Annotated in this window: 15 protein-coding genes; 9 read left to right on the top strand and 6 right to left on the bottom strand. The window is 69.6% G+C overall.

Features of this window, described 5'->3' with window-relative positions; translation table 11 throughout:
* Positions 1-31: 31 nt before the first annotated feature.
* A complete protein-coding gene (locus AB0H61_RS25360) occupies positions 32-424 on the top strand; it encodes a DUF2784 domain-containing protein (protein WP_357308892.1) in 393 nt (130 codons plus the stop codon).
* On the opposite strand, the gene AB0H61_RS25355 is transcribed toward AB0H61_RS25360, so the two are convergent.
* Positions 421-1,197 (bottom strand): alpha/beta fold hydrolase, encoded by a 777-nt coding sequence (locus AB0H61_RS25355; protein ID WP_357308889.1) that lies wholly within the window; start codon positions 1,195-1,197, stop codon positions 421-423. The genes AB0H61_RS25360 and AB0H61_RS25355 overlap by 4 nt on opposite strands.
* Before the next feature lie 117 nt (positions 1,198-1,314).
* Between AB0H61_RS25355 and AB0H61_RS25350 the strand changes: the two genes are divergently transcribed.
* Positions 1,315-2,655, top strand: a complete 1,341-nt coding sequence (locus tag AB0H61_RS25350; RefSeq protein WP_357308886.1) for a CoA transferase — start codon at positions 1,315-1,317, stop codon at positions 2,653-2,655.
* Positions 2,656-2,741: 86 nt separating this feature from the next.
* The gene (locus AB0H61_RS25345; protein ID WP_357308883.1) at positions 2,742-4,364 is read left to right on the top strand and encodes an MFS transporter; all 1,623 of its coding nucleotides are present in this window, start codon (positions 2,742-2,744) and stop codon (positions 4,362-4,364) included.
* Between the two features lie 4 nt (positions 4,365-4,368).
* Here the strand turns inward: AB0H61_RS25345 and AB0H61_RS25340 are convergent, their stop codons facing one another.
* Entirely contained in the window at positions 4,369-4,938 is a 570-nt protein-coding gene (locus AB0H61_RS25340) for a TetR/AcrR family transcriptional regulator (protein ID WP_357308880.1), read from the bottom strand.
* 106 nt (positions 4,939-5,044) lie between these two features.
* On the opposite strand from AB0H61_RS25340, the gene AB0H61_RS25335 reads away from it, so the two are divergent.
* Positions 5,045-6,097 carry a nucleoside hydrolase gene (locus tag AB0H61_RS25335; protein WP_357308877.1) on the top strand — a complete coding sequence of 351 codons (1,053 nt, stop codon included), beginning with the start codon at positions 5,045-5,047 and terminating at the stop codon, positions 6,095-6,097.
* Between the two features lie 55 nt (positions 6,098-6,152).
* Positions 6,153-7,037, top strand: coding sequence for an amidohydrolase family protein (locus AB0H61_RS25330; RefSeq protein WP_357309258.1), 885 nt, complete (start codon positions 6,153-6,155; stop codon positions 7,035-7,037).
* A gap of 73 nt (positions 7,038-7,110) precedes the next feature.
* On the opposite strand, the gene recD is transcribed toward AB0H61_RS25330, so the two are convergent.
* The 3 genes from recD to recC all read right to left on the bottom strand — a co-directional run bounded on the left by recD (position 7,111) and on the right by recC (position 16,520).
* A complete protein-coding gene (gene recD, locus AB0H61_RS25325; RefSeq protein ID WP_357308874.1) occupies positions 7,111-9,006 on the bottom strand; it encodes an exodeoxyribonuclease V subunit alpha in 1,896 nt (631 codons plus the stop codon).
* 4 nt (positions 9,007-9,010) lie between these two features.
* Entirely contained in the window at positions 9,011-12,526 is a 3,516-nt protein-coding gene (locus tag AB0H61_RS25320) for a UvrD-helicase domain-containing protein (protein ID WP_357308870.1), read from the bottom strand.
* A gap of 508 nt (positions 12,527-13,034) precedes the next feature.
* Positions 13,035-16,520: an exodeoxyribonuclease V subunit gamma gene (gene recC, locus AB0H61_RS25315; protein WP_357308867.1), complete on the bottom strand. Its 3,486-nt coding sequence runs from the start codon at positions 16,518-16,520 to the stop codon at positions 13,035-13,037.
* Positions 16,521-16,709: 189 nt separating this feature from the next.
* On the opposite strand from recC, the gene AB0H61_RS25310 reads away from it, so the two are divergent.
* From AB0H61_RS25310 to AB0H61_RS25295, 4 genes are all read left to right on the top strand, one after another.
* Positions 16,710-16,907, top strand: a complete 198-nt coding sequence (locus tag AB0H61_RS25310; protein ID WP_357308864.1) for a hypothetical protein — start codon at positions 16,710-16,712, stop codon at positions 16,905-16,907.
* A 163-nt stretch (positions 16,908-17,070) separates the two neighbouring features.
* The gene (locus tag AB0H61_RS25305; protein ID WP_357308861.1) at positions 17,071-17,931 is read left to right on the top strand and encodes a tat pathway signal sequence; all 861 of its coding nucleotides are present in this window, start codon (positions 17,071-17,073) and stop codon (positions 17,929-17,931) included.
* A gap of 297 nt (positions 17,932-18,228) precedes the next feature.
* Positions 18,229-18,951 (top strand): histidine kinase, encoded by a 723-nt coding sequence (locus tag AB0H61_RS25300; protein ID WP_357308858.1) that lies wholly within the window; start codon positions 18,229-18,231, stop codon positions 18,949-18,951.
* Positions 18,948-19,106, top strand: a complete 159-nt coding sequence (locus tag AB0H61_RS25295; protein ID WP_357308855.1) for a LuxR C-terminal-related transcriptional regulator — start codon at positions 18,948-18,950, stop codon at positions 19,104-19,106. The genes AB0H61_RS25300 and AB0H61_RS25295 overlap by 4 nt, the downstream gene beginning before the upstream one ends.
* Here AB0H61_RS25295 and AB0H61_RS25290 read toward each other — a convergent pair.
* Positions 19,086-19,538, bottom strand: coding sequence for a hypothetical protein (locus tag AB0H61_RS25290; RefSeq protein WP_357308852.1), 453 nt, complete (start codon positions 19,536-19,538; stop codon positions 19,086-19,088). The two genes, AB0H61_RS25295 and AB0H61_RS25290, sit on opposite strands and share 21 nt — an antisense overlap.
* Positions 19,539-19,768: the final 230 nt, after the last annotated feature.

The following is a 19,768-nucleotide window of genomic DNA, read 5'->3' as shown; positions in this document are numbered from 1 at the left end:
GCCGCCACCGACCGCTGCCTATGCTGAAGATGTGCTGTACCGGCTGTTGGCCGATGCCACCGCGGCCGTGCATTTCGCGTTCGTGGTGTACGTGGTGATCGGCGGATTCCTCGCGTGGCGCTGGCCGCGCACCATCTGGCTGCACCTGCTCGCATTCGGGTGGGGGTTCGGGACGATCGTGATCGGCTACGAATGCCCGCTCACCGACCTGGAGGATTGGGCCAGTCGCCAGGCCGGCGAGAACGGTCTGCCGCCGAGCGGCTTCATCGACCACTACCTGACGGGTGTGATCTATCCGGAGAACGCGCTCGGCCTGGTACGCGCGCTCGTCGCGATCTGCGTCGTCGTGTCCTGGGTGGGCTACATCCGGCTCCGGCGTCGCCGCGGCATATCGGCCACGCCCCGGGTTCACTCGCCCGGCTAGCGATCCGCCTCCGGGCGCAGACCCAGTCGCGTGGCGACGACGGCGACCACCCCGTCGACCCGCTCGTCGAGATAGAAGTGGCCGCCGGGGAAGGGCGCGACCGTGTAGGCGCCGGTGGTGTGCGGTTCCCACTCGGTCGCCCGCGCGTGATCGACGGTCGGATCGTCGGTGCCGAACAGCACGGCGAGATCGCAGCTCAGCGGGTCGCCGGGCCGGTAGCGGTAGGTCTCCACCGCCTGATAGTCACTGCGCAGAGCGGGCAGCACCAATTCGGCGACCGCGGGTTCGGCGCGTAGCACCCCGATCGGCGCGGGATCATTGGCCAGGCGTTCCAGCTCGGCGATGAGATCGTCGTCCGAACCCAGGTGCAACCGACCGGATTCCTCGAATGTCGGTGCGGGACGTCCGGATACGAACAGCGACCCCACCGGCTGCCCGGCGCCCTCCAGTCTGCGGGCGGTCTCGAATGCGAGCGTCGCCCCCATGCTGTGCCCGAACAGCGAAAGGCCGGTGATGGGGCGCTGCCGAAGCAGCTCCACCGCAATGCGATCGGCGAGCTCTTCCAGATCCGGGATCGCGGGCTCGCCGATCCGGTCCTGGCGGCCGGGATACTGCACGCCGAGAACCGCGGCGCCGGTTCCCAACCGCCCGGCCATCTCCTGGTACGCGTTGACCGAACCACCGCCGGGTGGGAAACAGACGAGCTGGTGGCGCGGAGCGGGATCCGAACGCAGCACTCGCAGCCAGTCGGTACCGGTGATCGTCTGCCTCATCGCCACCTCTCATCTCGTCCAGCGCACCGATTCTGCCGCATTGCGCCGAGATTGCCCGTGGCGACCTGTCTGGCTTCGCCACACCGCACCGTGCGCGGAACTACTACTGTCGATGTGGTGAACGCGCACGCACAGCTGGTCCACGACTACGAAGCCGGAATCGGTGTCCCCGCCTCCGCCATTACTCCGGTCCCCGATCCCGGCAATAATCTTGCTGCGACACTGCCGGTTTGGGCATTAGCGGCCGGATCGGTGGCCGCTACGGCCGCGGCCTCGAACCGGTTGCGCGACGCGCACGGACTGGCCCCGGTGGCGCATCGGATCGACCCGGATCGGATCACCGCGTCCTTTTGCAGCGACCGGCTGCTGCGCGCCGACGGCAGGCAGCCCACCATGTTCGCGGAACTATCCGGCTTCTTCCCGACCTTCGACGGCTGGGTGCGCACCCACGCCAACTACCCGCACCACCGGGCCCAGCTGCTGGCAGCACTCGGACTACCCGATAACGCGCCGCTCGATCTCGCGGTGGCACAACTGGCCATGAGCCGGGCCTCCGATATCGAGGAGACCGCCGCCGCCTATGGGGCGATCGCGGTCCGGGTGCGCACCGAGGAGGAGTGGGCGGACACCCCCGAGGCGGTGTCCGCCGCCTCCGGGCCGCTGGTGGCGATCGAGGCACGCGCGGACCGGGCGAGCAGCCAATCCCGCTCGGATGCCACCCCGTTCCAGCCATTGCGCGGAATTCGCGTACTCGATCTGACCCGGGTCATCGCGGGCCCGGTGGCGACGCGGACCCTCGCCCTGCTCGGCGCGGAGGTGCTGCGGGTGGATCCACCCTTCCTGGCCGAGATTCCGTGGCATTACGTCGACACCTGCCAGGGCAAGCTCTCGACCCGGCTCGATCTGCGCGACCCGGCCTTCTACGAGCTGTTGGCCTCGGCCGATGTGCTGGTCACCGGATACCGGCCGGGCGCGCTGGAATACGCGGGCCTCGACCTCTCGGTGCGGCCCGGGCTGGTGCACGGGCGGGTCTGCGCGTGGGGTGACACGGGTCCCTGGGGTGGGCGCCGCGGATTCGACAGCATTGTGCAGGCCGCCACCGGCATCTCGATTATCGAAGGCGCCCCATCCGTGCCCGGCGCGTTGCCCGCACAGGCGCTCGACCACGCCTCCGGCTATCTGCTCGCGGCGGGTGTGATCGACGCGCTGGCCGCCCGCACCTACGACGGCATCGGCCGCGACATCCGAGTATCGCTGGCACGCACGGCGTCCTGGCTGCTCAGCGCGCCCGGCCGGACGATCAACCACGGCCCTGCCACGCCGCCGCACCCGGATGCCGCGGTACTGCACGGCAAACTCGTCACCGCCGCGCCCGCATTCGCCGAGTACCCCGACTACGCCTGGCCCGCCCCGGCCTACGGTGGCAACACCCCCGCCTGGTCGGTGCGCACCCGGTAGGCGACGCGAGGCAGGCCACGAAAAATCCTTTGCGGATTACCGTCGGTTGCCGATGAAATGGTGGCTCACGAACCGTCAGCACCGACATGACCGCCACCGAGATCATCACGCCGGAGGGAATCGGCACCATGGCTACCTCCGCCCCCACCGCGGACCGATCACCGGCGCGCGCCGGACGCACCGAGTGGATCGGGCTGGCCGTGCTCGCGCTGGCCTGCCTGGTTTACGCCATGGACCTCACGGTGCTGCATCTGGCCGTACCGATGATCAGCTCCGACCTGCATCCGACCAGTGCGCAACTGCTGTGGATCATCGATATCTACGGCTTCATGGTGGCGGGTCTGCTGATCACCATGGGCACGCTCGGTGACCGCATCGGGCGGCGGCGCATCCTGCTGGCGGGGGCCGCGATCTTCGCGCTGGTCTCGGTCGTGGCGGCGTTCGCGCCGACCTCGGAGATCCTCATCGGCTGCCGGGCGCTGCTCGGTATCGCCGGGGCGACGGTCGCGCCGTCCACGCTGTCGTTGATCTTCAATATGTTCCGCGATGCCAGGCAGCGGTCGGTCGCGGTGGGCGTGTGGGTCGGCGCGTATTCGGCGGGCGGTGCGGTCGGACCGATATTCGGCGGCGTGCTGCTGGAGAACTTCTGGTGGGGTTCGGTATTCCTGCTCGCGGTGCCGGTCATGGTGCTGCTGCTGATCCTGGGGCCGAAGGTGCTGCCGGAGTTCCGGGATCCGGAGGCGGGCAGGCTCGATCCGGTGAGCGCGGCGCTGTGCGTGGCGACGATGATCGCGGTGGTCTTCGGGATGAAGCAGATCGCGCAGGACGGAGTGGGCGTCGGCTCGGCGCTCGCCCTGGCCGGCGGTGCGCTGCTCGGCGCGCTGTTCGTGCGGCGGCAGCTGCGCCACCCGGATCCCATGCTCGATCTGCGGTTGTTCCGGTTGGGCAGGTTCCGGATCGCTCTGGTGGTCAATATGATCGGAATCTTCGTCGCCTTCGGCTACTTCCTGTTCATCGCCCAGTACTTCCAGCTGGTGCTCGGTATGACGCCGTTGCAGACCGGACTGGTGATGGCGCCCTCCGGACTCGGATTCATCATCGGCTCCCAGGTCACCCCGCGACTGGTCCGGGTGGTGCGACCGGCGTATCTGATCAGCGGCGGGCTCGCGCTGGCCGGGGTCGGGTTGCTCACGATGACGCAGCTCGCGGCCACCGGGGGTTATGGCCTGGCGTTGGCCGCGTCGGTGATCTGCTCGCTGGGGCTGGCCCCGGTGTTCGGCATCACCACCGAGATCATCGTCGGATCGGCGCCACCAGAGCAGGCGGGCGCGGCCTCGGGGGTCTCCGAGACCGGTGCCGAACTCGGTGGCGCGCTGGGCATCTCGATTCTGGGCAGTATCAGCATCGCCATCTATCGCGGTGATCTCAGCGCGACGCTGCCCGCGGAACTGTCCGACGAGGCGACCGGATCGGTGCGGGATACGCTCGGCGCCGCCGTGCAGGTCGCGGCCGAACTACCCGGCCACATAGGCGATTCGGTTCTCGGCGCGGCGCGTGAGGCGTTCCTGCACGGTGTGCACATCACCGCGGGGATCGCGGGTATCGCGTCGCTGCTCATCGCGGTGGTGGCGCTGCGGCAGTTACGCGATGTCCCGGTGAGCGAGGGCGAAGTAGCCGAGAACGAAGCGGCCGAGAACGAGCGGCACTGACGGGTCACCCCGGCGTGATCGCCTGCCATGCCGCGGCGAATCGGTCGCCGTCGGGTACCGTGCCGTCCGGGTTGATGAGCCACAGCACCGAAAGGCCCTGGGTCAGAGTGAAATACAGCTCGGCCACGGCGTCGGCCTGCTCGGCGGTCAGCTCCGGATGTGTTTCGCGCAGCGCGGTGGCGATATCCGCGTAGGCGTGGGGCAGGTTCTCCGCCATGAATGTCTGCGACTCCGCGGAGCGTGCGACACGCAGTAGATTCTCCATACTCGCCAGCATGCCCTCCCGGTTCTCCGCGAAAATCGAGGGCAGGCCGTTCAGCATCGACGCGAACGCCTCCGGCATCGGCCGCCCCTTCGTCGCCCGGATCAGCGCCTCCATCCCATCGCCGATGCCGCTGCCGAGCGCCTCGGCCAGCGCCTCGGTGATCAGCCGTTCCTTGGAGCCGAAGTGGTAGCCGATGGCGGCCAGACTGACGCCGGCGGCGGCCGCGATGTCGCGGGCGGTGGTCTTGGCGACACCGCGCTCCATGATCGCCTTGCGCGCCCCGGCCAAGAGGTCTTCTCGGTTTCCCATGCCTACCAGCCTACAACACGTCTCAGACATATGTGCCAGACGGGTGTACCAACACGTCACCGTGGGCGACGCACATAGTTATCCGAACGGTCGCTACGCTCGTGCTGTGCGGCAGCAGATCATCTTGGACGTCGATACCGGCATCGACGACTCCCTCGCCCTGCTCTACCTGCTGGCCTCCCCCGATGCCCAGATCGTCGGCATCGCGGCCACCGCGGGCAATGTGCCCGCGGCACAGGTGGCCGTCAACAATCTGGCGTGGCTGGAGGTGTGCCGGGCCCCCGAGATCGAAGTCGCGCTCGGCGCGCCGGAGCCGCTGGCAATTCCATTGCGCACCACCGAGGATACGCACGGACCGCAGGGTATCGGCTACGCCGAACTGCCGCCCCCGACGCGGGCCCTCTCGGAGCGAACCGCGGCCGAAATGTGGGTCGCACTGGTCCGCGCGCATCCGGGCGAGCTCATCGGCCTGTGCACCGGACCGCTGACGAATCTCGCCCTGGCCCTGCGCCTCGAGCCCGCGCTGCCGCGGCTGCTGAAGCGACTGGTGATCATGGGTGGCGCCTTCAACCACCCCGGAAATACGACGCCGACCAATGAATGGAACGTGCACGTGGACCCGGAGGCCGCCAAGGAGGTCTTCGACGCGTTCTCGGCGGCGCCCGCCGATCGCAGACCGCTGGTGTGCGCACTCGACATCACCGAGACCATCGAAATGGTCCCCAAGCATCTGACCCTGCTCGCGGAGCGCGCGGGAAGCGTACCCGCCGAAGCGGTTTCGGAGGCAGACCACGACGGGATCCGCTCGACGGCGCCGAATCCCCTGGTCCGCTACATCTCCGACGCGGTCAGGTTCTACTTCGAATTCCACCGGCAGTACGACCAGGGCTATATCGCGCATATGCACGATCCCTTCGCGGCCGCGGTCGCCCTTGATCCGACACTCGCGGTGACCCGGCCCGCGACGGTGGACGTCGAATTGACCGGAACCCTGACTCGGGCCACCACCGTCGCCGACTGGGCGGGCGTGTGGGGCCGGGAACCCAACGCCGACATCGTAATCGGCACCGATCCAGCGGCATTCTTCGATCGGCTGATCACCCGGGTCGGCGACTTCGCCCGGGCTGTCTACCCGCCGGTCGAACGGAAGGCGCGGTGAAGCGCACCGCGCCGCGAATGCGCGGGCGCGCCCGCGGCGAACAGGAGATCCGGTGATCGCAGGCGACGACGACAATACCTATCTCGCCGAATTTCGCACCCGGCTGGAACTGCCCGGAATTATCGACGTCCACACCCATTTCATGCCGGAGCAGGTCATGCGGAAGGTATGGGCGTACTTCGATTCCGTGGGTCCGCTGACCGGGCGAGCGTGGCCCATCGCCTACCGCGACGACGAGCAGGTGCGGCTGAAGGCATTGCGGGGCTTCGGTGTGCGCGCCTTCACCTCGCTCGTCTACCCGCACAAACCGGATATGGCGGCCTGGCTCAACGAATGGACCGCCGACTTCGCCGAGCGCACACCCGACTGCCTGCACACCGCCACCTTCTACCCCGAACACGGCGTGGACAGCTATGTCGAGGCGGCCATCGAGCGCGGCGCCCGAATCTTCAAGGTGCACATCCAGGTCGGCGATTTCCATCCCGGTGACCCGCTGCTCAACCCGGTGTGGGGCATGCTGGAGGACAGCGGCGTTCCGGCCCTCATGCATTGCGGTTCCGGACCCGCCCCCGGTACCTACACCGGTCCGGAACCCATTGCCGCACTGCTGCACCGGTATCCACGCCTGCGGTTGATCATCGCGCATATGGGCACCCCCGAATACTCCGAATTCCTGGACCTGGCCGAGGAATACCCCGGCGTCCACCTCGATACGACCATGGTCTGGACCGACTTCAGCGAGGCCGACGCTCCCTTCCCGACTTCCGAACGCGGCCGCCTGCGGGACTTCGGCGACCGTATCCTATTCGGCAGCGACTTCCCGAATATCCCGTATTCGTATGGGCATTCGATATACGCGCTGGAACGGCTCGGGCTCGGCGACGTCTGGCTCCGGCAGGTCTGCTACCAGAATGCGGCCCGGATGTTCGACGTGAACTAACCGGGCATATGCGCAGCCTCGGGATCGTCGGCATGCCGCGATACCGGCGATGCGGGTGCGGTTGGGGCCTCGGTTACCCGGCTCCGGGATCGGCGCGCCGGGACAAGCCGCTCGCACGCAGGACGCGGCGGGCGATGGCGGCGCGGATGGATTCGTCGGTGCCGATGATCCGGACGTGGCGGCGGGCGCGGGTGATCGCGGTGTAGAGGAGTTCCCGGGTCAACAGGGTGGATTCGGGCTCGGGCAGGACCACCGAGACGGTGTCGTACTGGCTGCCCTGGCTGCGGTGGATGGTCATCGCGAAAACGGTGACCACGGCAGGGAATTGGGTCGGATGCACCAGGTAGGGTTCGCTGCCGCGTTGGAGGGCGGCCCGCAGTGAACCGTCCGGAAGCCGGACGATGACACCGGTGTCGCCGTTGTAGATGCGCGCCTCATGGTCATTGGCGGTGACGAGCAGCGGTTGACCGGGATACCAAGAGGACCGGTGTGATTCGAGTCCGGCATCGGCCGCGGCGGCCCATTCGGCGGCCATTCGGTCCCAGCGTTCGACGCCGAACGGACCCTGGCGGTGGGCGCAGAGCAGGCGGTGGGATTCCAAGGCGATCAACGCACCCGCGGCATTGCCGCCCACGGCGGCAGCGGTGACGGCGTGGGCCGCGTCGACCACATCGGCGCGCACCGCGGCGGTCTGCTCGGGAGTGCACAGGGACAGTTCGGGGCCGCCCGCGCGAAGCAGCTCGAGGGCGCTGTCGGCGTCGCCCGCCCGGACCGCGACCGCGAGATCGGCGATCTTCCCGCCGAAGCGGCGGCCCCGGGTCAGCCGGACGATGCCGCCGCGCAACCTGGTTCGTTCGAGCGCCGACAGCGCTTCCGGACCGGCCTCCGGCGTCGGGGAGTCCAGCACCTGATCGAGTACCGGATTCGGCTTCCCCACCACGGGTCCCGCGACCAGGTCGGCGAGCACCGCGCCCGCGTCGACCGAGGCGAGCTGGTCCGGGTCACCCACCAGTACCAGGCGGGTATCCGGTCGCAGCGCGGCCAGCAGGCTACTCATCATGGTCAGCGACACCATGGAGGTTTCGTCGACCACGATCACGTCGTAGGGCAGCCGATTGAACTCGTGGTACCGGAAGCGGGTATTGCGGCCGCGCTGCCAGCCGAGCAGGCGGTGCAGCGTGGCGGCGGTGAGCTCCGGCAGTCCGAGGGCGGCGGCCTGTTCGCGCACCGCCTCCTGGAGCCGGGCGGCGGCCTTGCCGGTGGGCGCGGCGAGCGCGATACGCAGCACGGGGAGTTTGGGATTCGCGCGTCGATGCGCGTCGAGCAGCGCCAGAATGCGGGCGATCGTATGCGTCTTGCCGGTGCCGGGCCCACCCGCCACCACGGTGGTCCAGTGCGTGGCGGCCAGCGCGGCCGCCAGGCGCTGACGATCCGGGGCCACCCCGGGCGGGCCGTCGAACAGACGATCCAGTTCCCGGCGCACGATCGCGGGATCGACCACCGGGTGGTTGTCCGCGCGCTCGGTAAGCACCCGCCGAATCGTCTGCTCCTGCTGGAAATAGCGTTCCAGATACAGCAGCGGCCCCGCACCCGGCTGGGCGGGCACCAGCCGCAGCGGTGTCAGCGGCCCCGCCGGTCCGCCGCATACCAGCGGACTCACCCGTAGCGCCGCTACCACCGCGTCGGTATCCGGCCACGGCAGCGTCGCTGGATCGATACCCGTTCCGGCATCCCAATTTTCGTCGGCGTCCACACCGATCTCGCGAATCCGGTCCAGCTCGAGGCAGACCGAACCGGAACGCACCGCCCGGACGGCCAGCGCGGCCGCGAAGAGCACCTCTTCGGAGGGTTCGCGGCCCAGGCGGCCCAGCCGCAGCGCGACATGCACATCCGCGGCGGACAGCACCCCGGCCTCGTTGAAGGTGCGCAGCAATCCGGTGCCCCGCTGCGCCAGCTGAATGGAGGTCATCGCATCACTCGAATCCCTGGATGCCACACGGAACGACCGCACCGGCCAGCAGATCCGACAGGGCGATGACCAACGCTACCGGCGGACTCCAATCGAAGGTTCCGCGCCCTGGCGGCGTATTCGGCCCGACCATGCCGCGAACGAAGAGGTAGGCGCAGCCGCCCAGATGGCGGGCCGGGTCGTAATCGGGCAGCCGCCAGCGCAGGTACCTGTGCAGGGCAACGGAATACAGTAGGGCTTGGAGTGGGTAGTGGGAGCGCAACATCTCCGCTGCCATCCGATCGCGGGTGTAGTGATCGACGGTGAGATCACCGGTACCGAGTCTGTTGGTCTTGTAGTCGACGATGATGAAACGCGCGGGCGCGCCCGGAGTGTCGGTGATGCGCAGGACCGCGTCGATGCTGCCGGTGAGGTAGCCGCGCAGTGGGGTGTCCTCCAGCGTCGCGACCTGGTCGGCGTAGGAGTGGAAGATATCGTCGAGGCCGAGGTGCTCGCGCAGCAGCTCGGCGATCTGGCGCAGGGTCGACGACCGCGCGCCCGCGGTATCGCCACCACCGAGGGGCAGCTCGAACTCGAGCTCGTTGAGCTGGTCGCGGCCGGATATATCAGCGAGGCAACCGAATCCGAGTGGAGTTCGCAGTACGGCCAGCAGCGCGGCGCCGAGCAGCACCGGATCCACCTCGGCCATCAACTCCGCGATCGCCTCGCGGCAGCGGGTGTGCACCTCGGTTTCGAGATCCGGTGCGTCCCTGTCGATTCGCTCCAGGACGCCGTGCACCAGGGTGCCGAACTCGGCGCCGTAGGGCAGAGCGTTCATCAGCGACGGGGCGCCCGCGATCGGTTCCTCCGCCAGGATCGGCGCGTCGGCGGGTTCGTCACCGGGGCCACGCTCGTCCTCGGGCTCGGTCTCGGCGACGAATTCGTGTGCGCCCGCGGTCAGCGCCGAGTAGGAGGTGCGCCGCCATTGCAGGTCCATGATGCGGTCGAAGTGGGCGGCGGCGAGCTCGCCGGTCACCGGTTCGGTGCGTACCCGTCGGAGCTCGACGCTATCGGGGGGCGCCACGGCGGTCACCGAGATCGCCTCCCCGGCACTGCCCGCCCATGCCGACAGGGTCTGCACCGCAACGGCATCCGCGGGCACCGCGGCCCGGCTCGGCACGAGATCGCCACCGTCCGGGCGGCCGAAGATCATGCGGTGCAGCGGGGAGGCCGCGGTCGTGATGGCGGGCGCCCACCAGGCGACGACCTGGCATTTCGCCCTGGTCAGCGCGACATACAGCAGCCGCAGTTCCTCCCCCGCCTCCTCCGTCTCGCTGCGCAGCTTGCGTTCGTTGTATCCGGCGGCGTCGGGTCCGCCCACATCGAGTACGCGAGAGCCGTCCTCGGCGTGAAACAGTAAGGTCGCCGGGTACGGGTTCTTGGCGCTGTCCCACGCGAAAGGCAGATAGACGACCGGGAATTCGAGGCCCTTACTGGCGTGAACGGTCGCGATCTGCACGGCCGCGGCATCGCGGTCGAGCCTGCGGCTGCGGTCCGCCACACTCCCAGAGGCCGGATCACGCACCCGATCGGCCAGCCAGCGGGTCAACGCGGTGAGTCCGAGCCCCTCGCCGAGCGCGATCTGATCCAGCAGCTGCGCGATATGGCGCAGATCGGTCAGCTGCCGCTCACCGTTCTCCACCGTCAGCAGGCGCTGTGCGAGATTCGCCTCCGCGGAAAGCTTTTCGAAGACCGCCGCGAAACCGGCGCGCGTGAACAGCCGGGCCGCGTCGCGCAACTGGGCACTGATGCGGCCGACCAGATCGGCGCCGCCGCTATCGATCTCGGCCGCAGTGATACCGAGCAGCGGGGTACACGCGGCCAATCGCACCCGATCCGACCGGTGCGGCTGCTCCAGCGCTCGCAGCAACCACAGCCAGTCCGTGGCACTGGCGGTCCCGAAAACACTGGTGCCACCCGCGAGCACCGACGCCACCCCGACCCGGTCCAAAGCCGCTCGCACCACGTCGATTTGGGTTCGTGTGCGCACCAGCACCGCGATATCACCGGGACCGATCGGCCGCCGAGCCGAGGACCGCACACCCGAACCGGCACGGAGGCCGCCATCGAGCTCCGCGGGAATTCCGCCCACCGACTCGCCCGCCCCGGCCCACGCGCTCTCCGAGGCGGTGGCGGTACCCGATGCACCAGGTCGCCGGTGATCCGCGAGTGGCTGCCCACCATCCGCATCGATCTGCGCACCGGATTCGAGCAGCCGGACGATGTCGGCGGCGAGATCGTCGGCGACCCCGGCCCGCAGCCGCCCGACTGCCGGGAAGCCGGACTTGTTGAGCGGACCCGCACCGGTGCGCGGCAGACAGCGCAGGCGCAGCGGGGTGATGAGTTCAGCGGAACCCGACAGACGGGTCCAGGGGCGGGTCGCGGCGACCGGATAGACGGAGATGTCGTGATGGCCCAGTGCCGCACCACCGTGCAGGTGGTCGAGGGCGGCCAGCAGGCCCGCGTCGCTGCGCCAGTTGGTGGTGAGCTCGCGGCGGCTGCCCGCGTGTGCGACGGCGTCGAGATAGCTGAGCACCTCGGCGCCGCGGAACGCGTAGATCGCCTGTTTCGGGTCGCCGACCAGGACCAGGGTGGTGGTCCCGTGGAAGGAGCGGCGCAGGATGTCCCATTGCAGCGGGTCGGTGTCCTGGAACTCGTCGACCAGGGCAACCCGGTAGCGGTCACGAATGCGCGCGCACGCGCGATCACCGTGCACCGGGTCGGCGAGCACCTCGTGCAGCAGGACGAGCAGGTCGTCGAAGTCGCGCAGCCCGGCAAGCCGCTTTCGACGCTCGGTTTCGGTGCGGACAGCGGCGGCGAAGGCGACCCGCTCCCCCGCGGGGCCGTCGCCCGTCGGCATCAGCTGTGCGTGCCGATCCCGCACCGCGGCCACCGCGAGGGTATGCGCTTCCTTCAACGGGAACGGCGGCTCGGCGCGGGCATAGCGACGCAGGTACAGATCGTCGGCGACGGTGAGCACGAGTTCGTCGACGTTCTCGACCAACCGCGCGCCGGGATCATGTTCTCCGGCAAGCCCGAGCTCGTCCAGCATGCGCTGGCAGAAGCTGTGCGTCGTGGCGATGGTACCCGCGTCGAAGTCCGACAGCGCGACCAGCAGTCGGGCCCGCCTGCGCCATACTTCCGCCGAATCCGCCTGCGCCAGATGACGAATCAGGTCGTCACCGTGGTGCTCCGCCGCCGCCGGGTCGGCGAGCGCCGCCGCCACCGTGACGAACCGGTCCCTGGCCCGTTCCCGAAGTTCCTGCGTGGCAGCCCGGCTGAACGTCACCAGCAGTAGCTGCGAAATATCGACGCCCGCCTCGGCTACATACCGCACCGCCAACCCGACGATCGCATGCGTTTTCCCGGTCCCCGCACTGGCCTCCAGCACGGTGGTCCCGGTCGGTAACGGACCGAACGGATCGAACGTTTCCGCGCCCCCGAGCACCGGCGCCGCGATATCCGCGTCCTGAACCGTCATGCCAGACCCCGACTTCCACCGCTCGCCAGCCCCCGACCCGTCGCAGCGCCGAGCCTACTGCGCCACCACGGCACCCCCGGGGACCCCGCCCGCGCGTCGCGTCGATCCGAGGCCGCCGCGCCGCCGGCTCCCGTATCGACACCGGGCTTGCTGTCGACGGCCACCGGACCCACGACACCCGCAGCACCCACAACAGCCGCAGCACGACCACCGCCGAACTCGCCCTCGACGGCTACCTGACCGACGACACCCGCAGCACCCACAACACCGGCAGCGCGGCCACCACCGAACTCGCCCTCGACAACTGTCGGACCTACAACACCCGCAGCACACCCGACAGCCGCAGCGCGGCCACCACGGAGCTCGCCCCCGATGGCTACCAGTCCGACGACACCCGCCGCATGCTCACCACATGCCGCACCCGCACTCGCACCCGCCACGGACCTTCGCGCAGTTCTGTGTGGTGCGGTCGCGTAGAGCGTGCGTCGAATCACGATGGGTCGAATGATCATGGCTGCCCCTGCGTTTCGGCCGACAGCAGAGGGGCCCAGAGGCGGCGGGCGAGGGCGCCGAAGCGGGTGGTTTCGCCCCGTTCGCCCGCGGGGGCGGAGGCGGCCATCAGGTGTTCGAGGCGGGGGGCGGGGCCCCAGATGTAGCGCAGGTGGCGGTCGGTGTGGTCGCCGAATTTGCCGGGACCGTTGGGGCCGCCGTTGAATTCGCGTTCGGCCGCCGCGATGGCGTCGTCGGTGCTCGCGCCGCGGAAGCGCCGGTCGGCGTAGGCGGCGGTGGCGGTGGGCGCGATCGGCAGCGGTTCGGTGAGGCCCGCGTCGCGGAGCCGCACCAGTTCATGGAGGATCTCGACGGCGCCGGGCGCCTCGGGCGCGGTGAGCTCGGAACGCCAAGCGGGCCGGTTGAATTGGCCCCGGCCGGTGGTGACGGCGCGCCAAGAGCGATCCTCGGTGGCAGCCAGCGCGAGCAGCGCGACCCAGGCGGCGATCCGATGTTTCGGGGCCAGCCGGGAGAAGGTGGTGCGCACCAGGGTTTCCCCGCGCACCTCGGGCACGGTGCCGGTGAGCCTGCGGCCGTTACCGAGGTCGATGGCGATGTCGACGGCACGCGCGGGCGTCTCGTAGTCCGATACCGAGGCGCGCACCAGCTTGTCGACGGTGTGCTCGATCTCGTCCAGAACCGCACCGCCGAGCCCGAACGGGGGCAGCGTGCCGCGGCGCCACTCCGCGGCGCGCAGTCCGGACGGGTCGGCGCCGGTGAGCCGCGCGGTCAACATGCGTTCGCCCAGTTCCCATTTGGCGAGACCGTCCAACTCGATCGGGAGCCGATCCGCGATGTCCTCTTCGTGTTCGGGCACCCGCAGGCCGAGCCGCTGCCACAGGAAGGCGCGCACCGGATGTTCGGCGAAGGACATCAGATCCGCGAGCGCCACATCGGTGAGCTCCGGTGCCGGCAGTGGTTCCGGCAGAAACGGTGACCGCGGGCGCGCGGGTTGGCCGGCCGCGACCGCACCGGCCAAGGCGACCGTGTCGAAGCTGAAGGGCCGCTCGGCGTGGAAGTTCCGGCGATCGAAGCTCTGTAGCGGATGCCGCGTCACCACCCCCGGCGCATCGCCGAGGTATCCGCGCACGGCGTCCAGCAACTCGGCGACCGGAATCGCGGGTGGGCGGTGCGCACCGCTGACCGGGTCCGCGCCGGTATGGAACACCAGCAGCCGCTCCCGTGCGGCCATGATCGCGTCGAGCAACAGCTGCCGGTCCTCGCTGCGTGAATCCCGTTCGCCCAGTAGCGGATTGCGGGCAAGCACGTCGTCGCCATCGATCCCGCCCGCGCGCGGAAAGACGTCATCGTCCAGCCCGAGCAACACCACAACCCGGTGCGGCACCGACCGCATCGGCACCAGGGTGCAGACGGTCAGTTCACCGGTGCGGAAGTTGGCGCGGGTCGGGCGGGCGGCGAGCCTGTTCGCCAGCAACACGCCGACATCGGCCAAGCGCAGCGGCGCCTCGCCCGCGTACTCGGTAGCGGCGGCGAGCTCGCGGCGGGCCTCGGCGCGCACCCACGCCTGGCTGTCCGGTACGTCGGTGAGCAGATCCAGCGCGCGGCCGAGCACCGCCGCCCATTCCGGCGCCGGACGGGGGCCGCGCAGATCCCGTAGACACACCGCGAGCCGGTCGATGAACTCAGCGAAGCGGCCTGCCAGGTCGACGTCGTTGCTGTCGACATCGTCCAGCGGCAGCGCCAAATCCAGCCAGTCCTCGGTGGTTTCGTCCGCGGTGACGCCGAGCAGGATCCGGTCCACCGCGCCGTTGAGTGTGTTCTGCCCGAAATCCGCCAGCCCGAATGCCTGCCGCTGCCGTTGCCCGATCCCCCACCGCGCACCCGATTCGGCCGCCCACTCGCGCAACCGCTCGATCGCGTCGTCGTCGAATCCGCATCGGCGTCGAACCGTTTCGGAGGCCGCCAGATCCAAGACCTGGGTCACCGTCACCCGGCCGTCGGCCAATTCCAGCAGTACCCCGATCACCGCGAGCAGCGGGTTGGTGACGCCACGCCCCCGATCAGCGAGCCGCACGCGCAGCAGCTGCGCGGCATGTACCGAATCCCCCTCGGCCTCACCGGATCCCGTCACAGGTGAGCCGAACGCGGCCCGCACCAGCGGCGCATACGCCTCCACCTCCGGGCACATGATCACGACATCCCGAGGCTCGAGGGTCGGATCGGCCGCGAACAACCCCAGCAGCGCCTCCCGCAGCACCTCCACTTGCCGCGTCGGTCCGTGACACGCGTGCACCTGCACACTGCCGTCCGCACCGCGGGCCGCCTCCGCGACCGGCCACCGATCATCCCGAATGCCCGCCTGCAACGCCTCGAGCAACGTCACGCCCCGGACGACGCCACCGGTATCGGGCCCGCCGACACCGATTTCGGACGGCAGGTGGGGCACCGGAATTTCCTGTGCCCCATTGCGATTCGGTGTGCTCTCACCCGCATGACCGCCGACTGACGCCGCCGCGAGTTCCGGTCCGGAAACCACCACGTGTTCATCGATGCCGATCGCGCCCGATCCGGTCAATCGTTGCTGCAACTCGCGAACGTCCCGGCCGAGTCCGGACAGCAACGGGTGCCGCACGGCGGTGACGGTGGTATCGGCGGCCCGGGAGCCCGCGGCGGGACGGTCGGCGAGCGCGGCCCACATGGCCGGGCTCGGGTGGGCCAGCCACAGGTGTACGTCACGGGCGACAGCGAGGGCGGTGAGGACAGCGAGCTGGTCGGTCGGTAGGCGGGTGACCCCGAACAGCGAAATACGTTGCGGCAGTTCGATCAGATCGGGTTCGGCACGCAATCGTGCGCACGCCCCGGCCAGGCGTTCGGCCGGACTCGGCGCATCGACCGCGGCGCGCAGCCGCCGCCAGAGGGCGGGCTGCCAGCGCAGGTCGTCGGCTACCGGCTGTCCCGCACCGTCGGTGTCGGCGCCCGCCGCCCACTCGGCGATCAAGGCGGGGCGCTGCGCGGCATAGCTGTCGAAGAGTGTGGCCAGATGTGCCGCGGTGGCATAGCGTCTACCGATTCGATGATCCCGACCGGTGGGATCGGTCGCGCCGAGGTGACGCGCGAGCACCGCCGCCCACGGTTCGGTGACCGATGCGTCGATCACCCGCAGCAACGCCCACACCACTCGCTCCGACGCCCACGGGTCGTCCTCGGGCCGGATCCCGCTCGCCGCCGCGAGCGCCTCCGCCACCAGCGCCGCCGGGGACGGGAACGCGATATTCGCGGCGACACCGTCACCGCCCCGCCGCGACGCGGGCCCGGATACTCCGAGCACACCGGACAGCCGCTGCGTCAGCCAGCGCTCCACTCCTTTGGCGGGTACCGCCACCACCTCCGCCGCGAACGGATCCGCGAGCGGCGCCGCCAGCAGCGCGGCGAGTGCGTCCGCCAGGGCGTCGGCGCGCTCGGCCCGGTGGATGTGCAGCGGCATTGGTCGTTTATACGCCAGCGACCCACGCGCAACCGAGTCGCCCCGCCCGCACCCGAGTGAAATAAGCCACACGCGAACGGATTCCTCGGCCGTGTCACCTCGAATCGACGGATCCGATGTGCAACAGTGCTGAACCGGGGAGGAACGGGAGAGCTGGATCGAAAGGCTGGTTTCGCGTTCATGGATGCGATGGTGATTCCCCTGGTGCCGAGAGGCGGGTTCACGGTCCGCCGGGTCGGTGATCGATGGGAGTTGGTCAACTCGCGCTTTTACGGCCGCACCGTCGTCCTGTATTCCTGGCCCCGCGACCGCCACGGCGAGGCCTTCGAGCACTGCTATCGCCTCAACGGCCGCACCGTCGAGGAACTGCGGGCCGCGTTCCGCTGAGCCGCCCGGCCCGCCCCGGATCGAAACTCACTGCGGTGCAAGTGCGCAACGCACTGTGGTAGCACAGCACACGGTCGAGCTCAAGACGTGCGTACAGCGCGGCGATGTGCCATCGTGGTCCCTCGTGCGTTCCCCCTCGGCCCCCACCCGGACAACTCCCCGCGTGGTCGCATCCGCCTGTGTCCTCGCCTCCGCTGCGATTCTGCTGTCGAGCGCGCCCGCGCTGCTCCCCGCGTCCGCACTGCCCAGCGCCCAAGCCGCGCCGCCCGCGCTCACCCGCGGCTGCCTGCCCGGCTTCGACTGCGATCTGAGCCAGCGCATCAATGCCGTCGACAACTATCTGCGCAGCCGCCCCGGCCTCACCGGTTATGTGCTGCGGGATCGGGTCACCGGCGGGGTGTACGCGAATGAGAATGCCGAGCAAGCGGTCTGGACCGCCTCAACCATTAAGCTGGCCATCGCGGTCGATCTACTCAATCGCGCCCGGGTCGGTGCGATCGCGCTGGGCCCGGACGATCGCGGGCTGATGGAGTCCATGCTGGCCACCTCGAACGACCAGGCCACCGACCTGCTCTGGAACAAGTACTCCGGCCTCGACCGGATGGCCTTCAACAACGCCTTCCGCGCCAACGGCATGGTCTCGCTGGTCCCGCAGCCGACCAATACCGCGCTCTTCCCGGACTGGTCTTTCCAGAAATGCACCGCCGCCGATCTGGACCGGCTGATGGACTACGTCCTGAACCGGATGCATCCCGACGACAAGAATTACCTGCTCGACCGCATGCGGTCGGTGGACTTCAACCAGCACTGGGGCGTGTGGGGTGCGGGCGCGCGCATGCGCCCCGGCCTGAAGAACGGCTGGTCCGCCGAGCAGGGCGGCTGGGTGGTGAATTCGGTCGGCTTCGCCGGACCGGGTGAGCGCTACACCTTGGCGATCATGAGCTCGCTCGGCACCGACGGCGGCTACACCGAGGGCGCCGACACCGACACCAAGGTCGCCGAAATGCTGCTCGCGGGTCGCTGAGTCGGCAGGTCTCACACAGCGGCCGAGGTGAGACCGGGCATGCCCCGAGTCGTCCGCCGGTTTGTCGGCAGACGACCCGGGGCATGCCCATGCCCGCAGCGACAGCCGATACTCGGGCCCTGCCGCGGCAGCGTCCGCACCACCGGTGAGCCAGGCACCCGCCGCATCACGCGTCGTGTCGCCGCAGGTTCTGCCATCCCGCCCAGAGCGCGCGGCCGCCGAGGAGTCCGGTCCAGGGGTTCAGCGGCCCGGTCGGGTCGTGCACGAGGACTTGGCGACCGGGATCGCTGGCGCACGGTGCTGTGGCTCGAAGCACGGCTGGCTCTCAGCGCGGTGCTACTCGCCGTGTGCGTGCCGATGGTCCTGCTGTGTGCGGATCTCCTCGCGGCCGCGGCAGGCGTCACGCTCGACGCGCTCGTGCGGATCGAGCAAACGCACTGGTGGTACGCGATTCTCGCACCGGTTCCGCCGCTGATGGTCCTGGCGATCCTCGTCGGGCTCGGCACGGTGGTCACGGCGCTGGAGGAACGCACCGAACAGCTCCTCGAACACAATCGTCTCGCCCGCGAACTCCACGACTCGATCGGTCACGCGCTCACCGCCGCGGTGCTCCAGGCCGGGGCGGCGCGCACCACGAACGACCCGGACTTCACCGCGCGGGCCCTGGGGGCCATCGAGGAAACGGGACGTGCCGCGCTCGCGGACCTCGATCGCGTCCTGCGCGTGCTGCGCGACCCCGACGGGCCTGGTGCCCGACGCCCGACGCTGGCCGACGCCTGCCGTCTGTTCGAGTCCGCGAGATCGGCGGGCGTACCTGTCGAGGACAGGACGACCGGGCCGCTCGACCGCGTCCCCGGACCGATCTCGCGGGAGGGCTATCGGATCCTGCAGGAGGCGCTGACCTGCTCTACCCCGCCGCCGTGCGTGCGCTGGCGGTCGGCCGCGGCAACGCACGCGCGCGTGACCTCCTCGACCGCGCCGGTCTCACCGAGCGCGAGGCGGCCGTGCTGCGTCTGGTGACGAAGGGTCTGTCGAATGCCGAAATCGCCGCGCAGATGTTCATCGGTCCCGAGACCGTGAAATCGCATGTGAGCGCGGTGCTGGGCAAGCTCGGGGTGCGCGATCGCACCCAAGCGATGATCGTCGCCTACGAATCAGGTTTCGTCACACCGTGATTCGTTGATCTCCGGTCCGATGGCCGAACCCGCGGGCTGCCAATCGAGGTCGACTGCCGTGAAGTACCCGTGCCCGGCGCGGTCGAACTGTGATCGGGTCACCCTGGTATCCCTGGTCAGCGCGTCCACGATCGGCCAGCCGACCGCGCAGCGGTCCCGGTCCAGCGGGAATCGGGTGGTCGCGGACAGCCGCACTCGCGCCACCTCGTCGGTGCAGGACAGTTCGCAGTCGAACATCGATCCATCGATGGCGCAGTCGACGAGTCCGTGCGCGACCTCCTCGACGATCAGCCCGAGTTCGGCCGCGCAGTCGGCATCGGAATAGGCGACCAAGGCGGTCTCCTCCACGGTCGCGCGCAGCATCATCACCCCGATGTCCCGCGCCGGTACTCGCACGCTGACCGTTCCGGTAGTCGGTCGGGGCGCGTACATCGCTGCCATCGTGCTCACCGCCTTGTGAGGCTCGGATACGCATCGGTCGACGATGGAGTACCCAGGTACGCCCTCCCGCCACACCGGGGACGGATTCACCGGCACGCGTCATCGAAGATCTCGCGGGGCGTGGGAGGCCTGGAAGCCCGACCGAACAGGTCGCGGTGACCGATCTCGCAGCCATGCCGGACGCGGTGCTCCGGGTGGATCGCCCACGCTCGGGTCTTCCC

This window comes from Nocardia sp. NPDC050710 (assembly GCF_040654375.1).
Taxonomy (GTDB): domain Bacteria; phylum Actinomycetota; class Actinomycetes; order Mycobacteriales; family Mycobacteriaceae; genus Nocardia.
Note: the sequence above shows the minus strand (reverse complement) of the source record. Positions and strands in the feature narration are given on the sequence as shown.

What these genes read in the sequence shown, in the direction of transcription:
- AB0H61_RS25355 (WP_357308889.1), bottom strand. Translation starts at nt 1,197, where the DNA reads ATGAGGCAGACGATCACCGGTACCGACTGGCTGCGAGTGCTGCGTTCG.
- AB0H61_RS25345 (WP_357308883.1), top strand. Translation starts at nt 2,742, where the DNA reads ATGACCGCCACCGAGATCATCACGCCGGAGGGAATCGGCACCATGGCT.
- AB0H61_RS25340 (WP_357308880.1), bottom strand. Translation starts at nt 4,938, where the DNA reads ATGGGAAACCGAGAAGACCTCTTGGCCGGGGCGCGCAAGGCGATCATG.
- recD (WP_357308874.1), bottom strand. Translation starts at nt 9,006, where the DNA reads ATGACCTCCATTCAGCTGGCGCAGCGGGGCACCGGATTGCTGCGCACC.
- AB0H61_RS25320 (WP_357308870.1), bottom strand. Translation starts at nt 12,526, where the DNA reads ATGACGGTTCAGGACGCGGATATCGCGGCGCCGGTGCTCGGGGGCGCG.
- recC (WP_357308867.1), bottom strand. Translation starts at nt 16,520, where the DNA reads ATGCCGCTGCACATCCACCGGGCCGAGCGCGCCGACGCCCTGGCGGAC.
- AB0H61_RS25310 (WP_357308864.1), top strand. Translation starts at nt 16,710, where the DNA reads ATGGTGATTCCCCTGGTGCCGAGAGGCGGGTTCACGGTCCGCCGGGTC.
- AB0H61_RS25290 (WP_357308852.1), bottom strand. Translation starts at nt 19,538, where the DNA reads ATGTACGCGCCCCGACCGACTACCGGAACGGTCAGCGTGCGAGTACCG.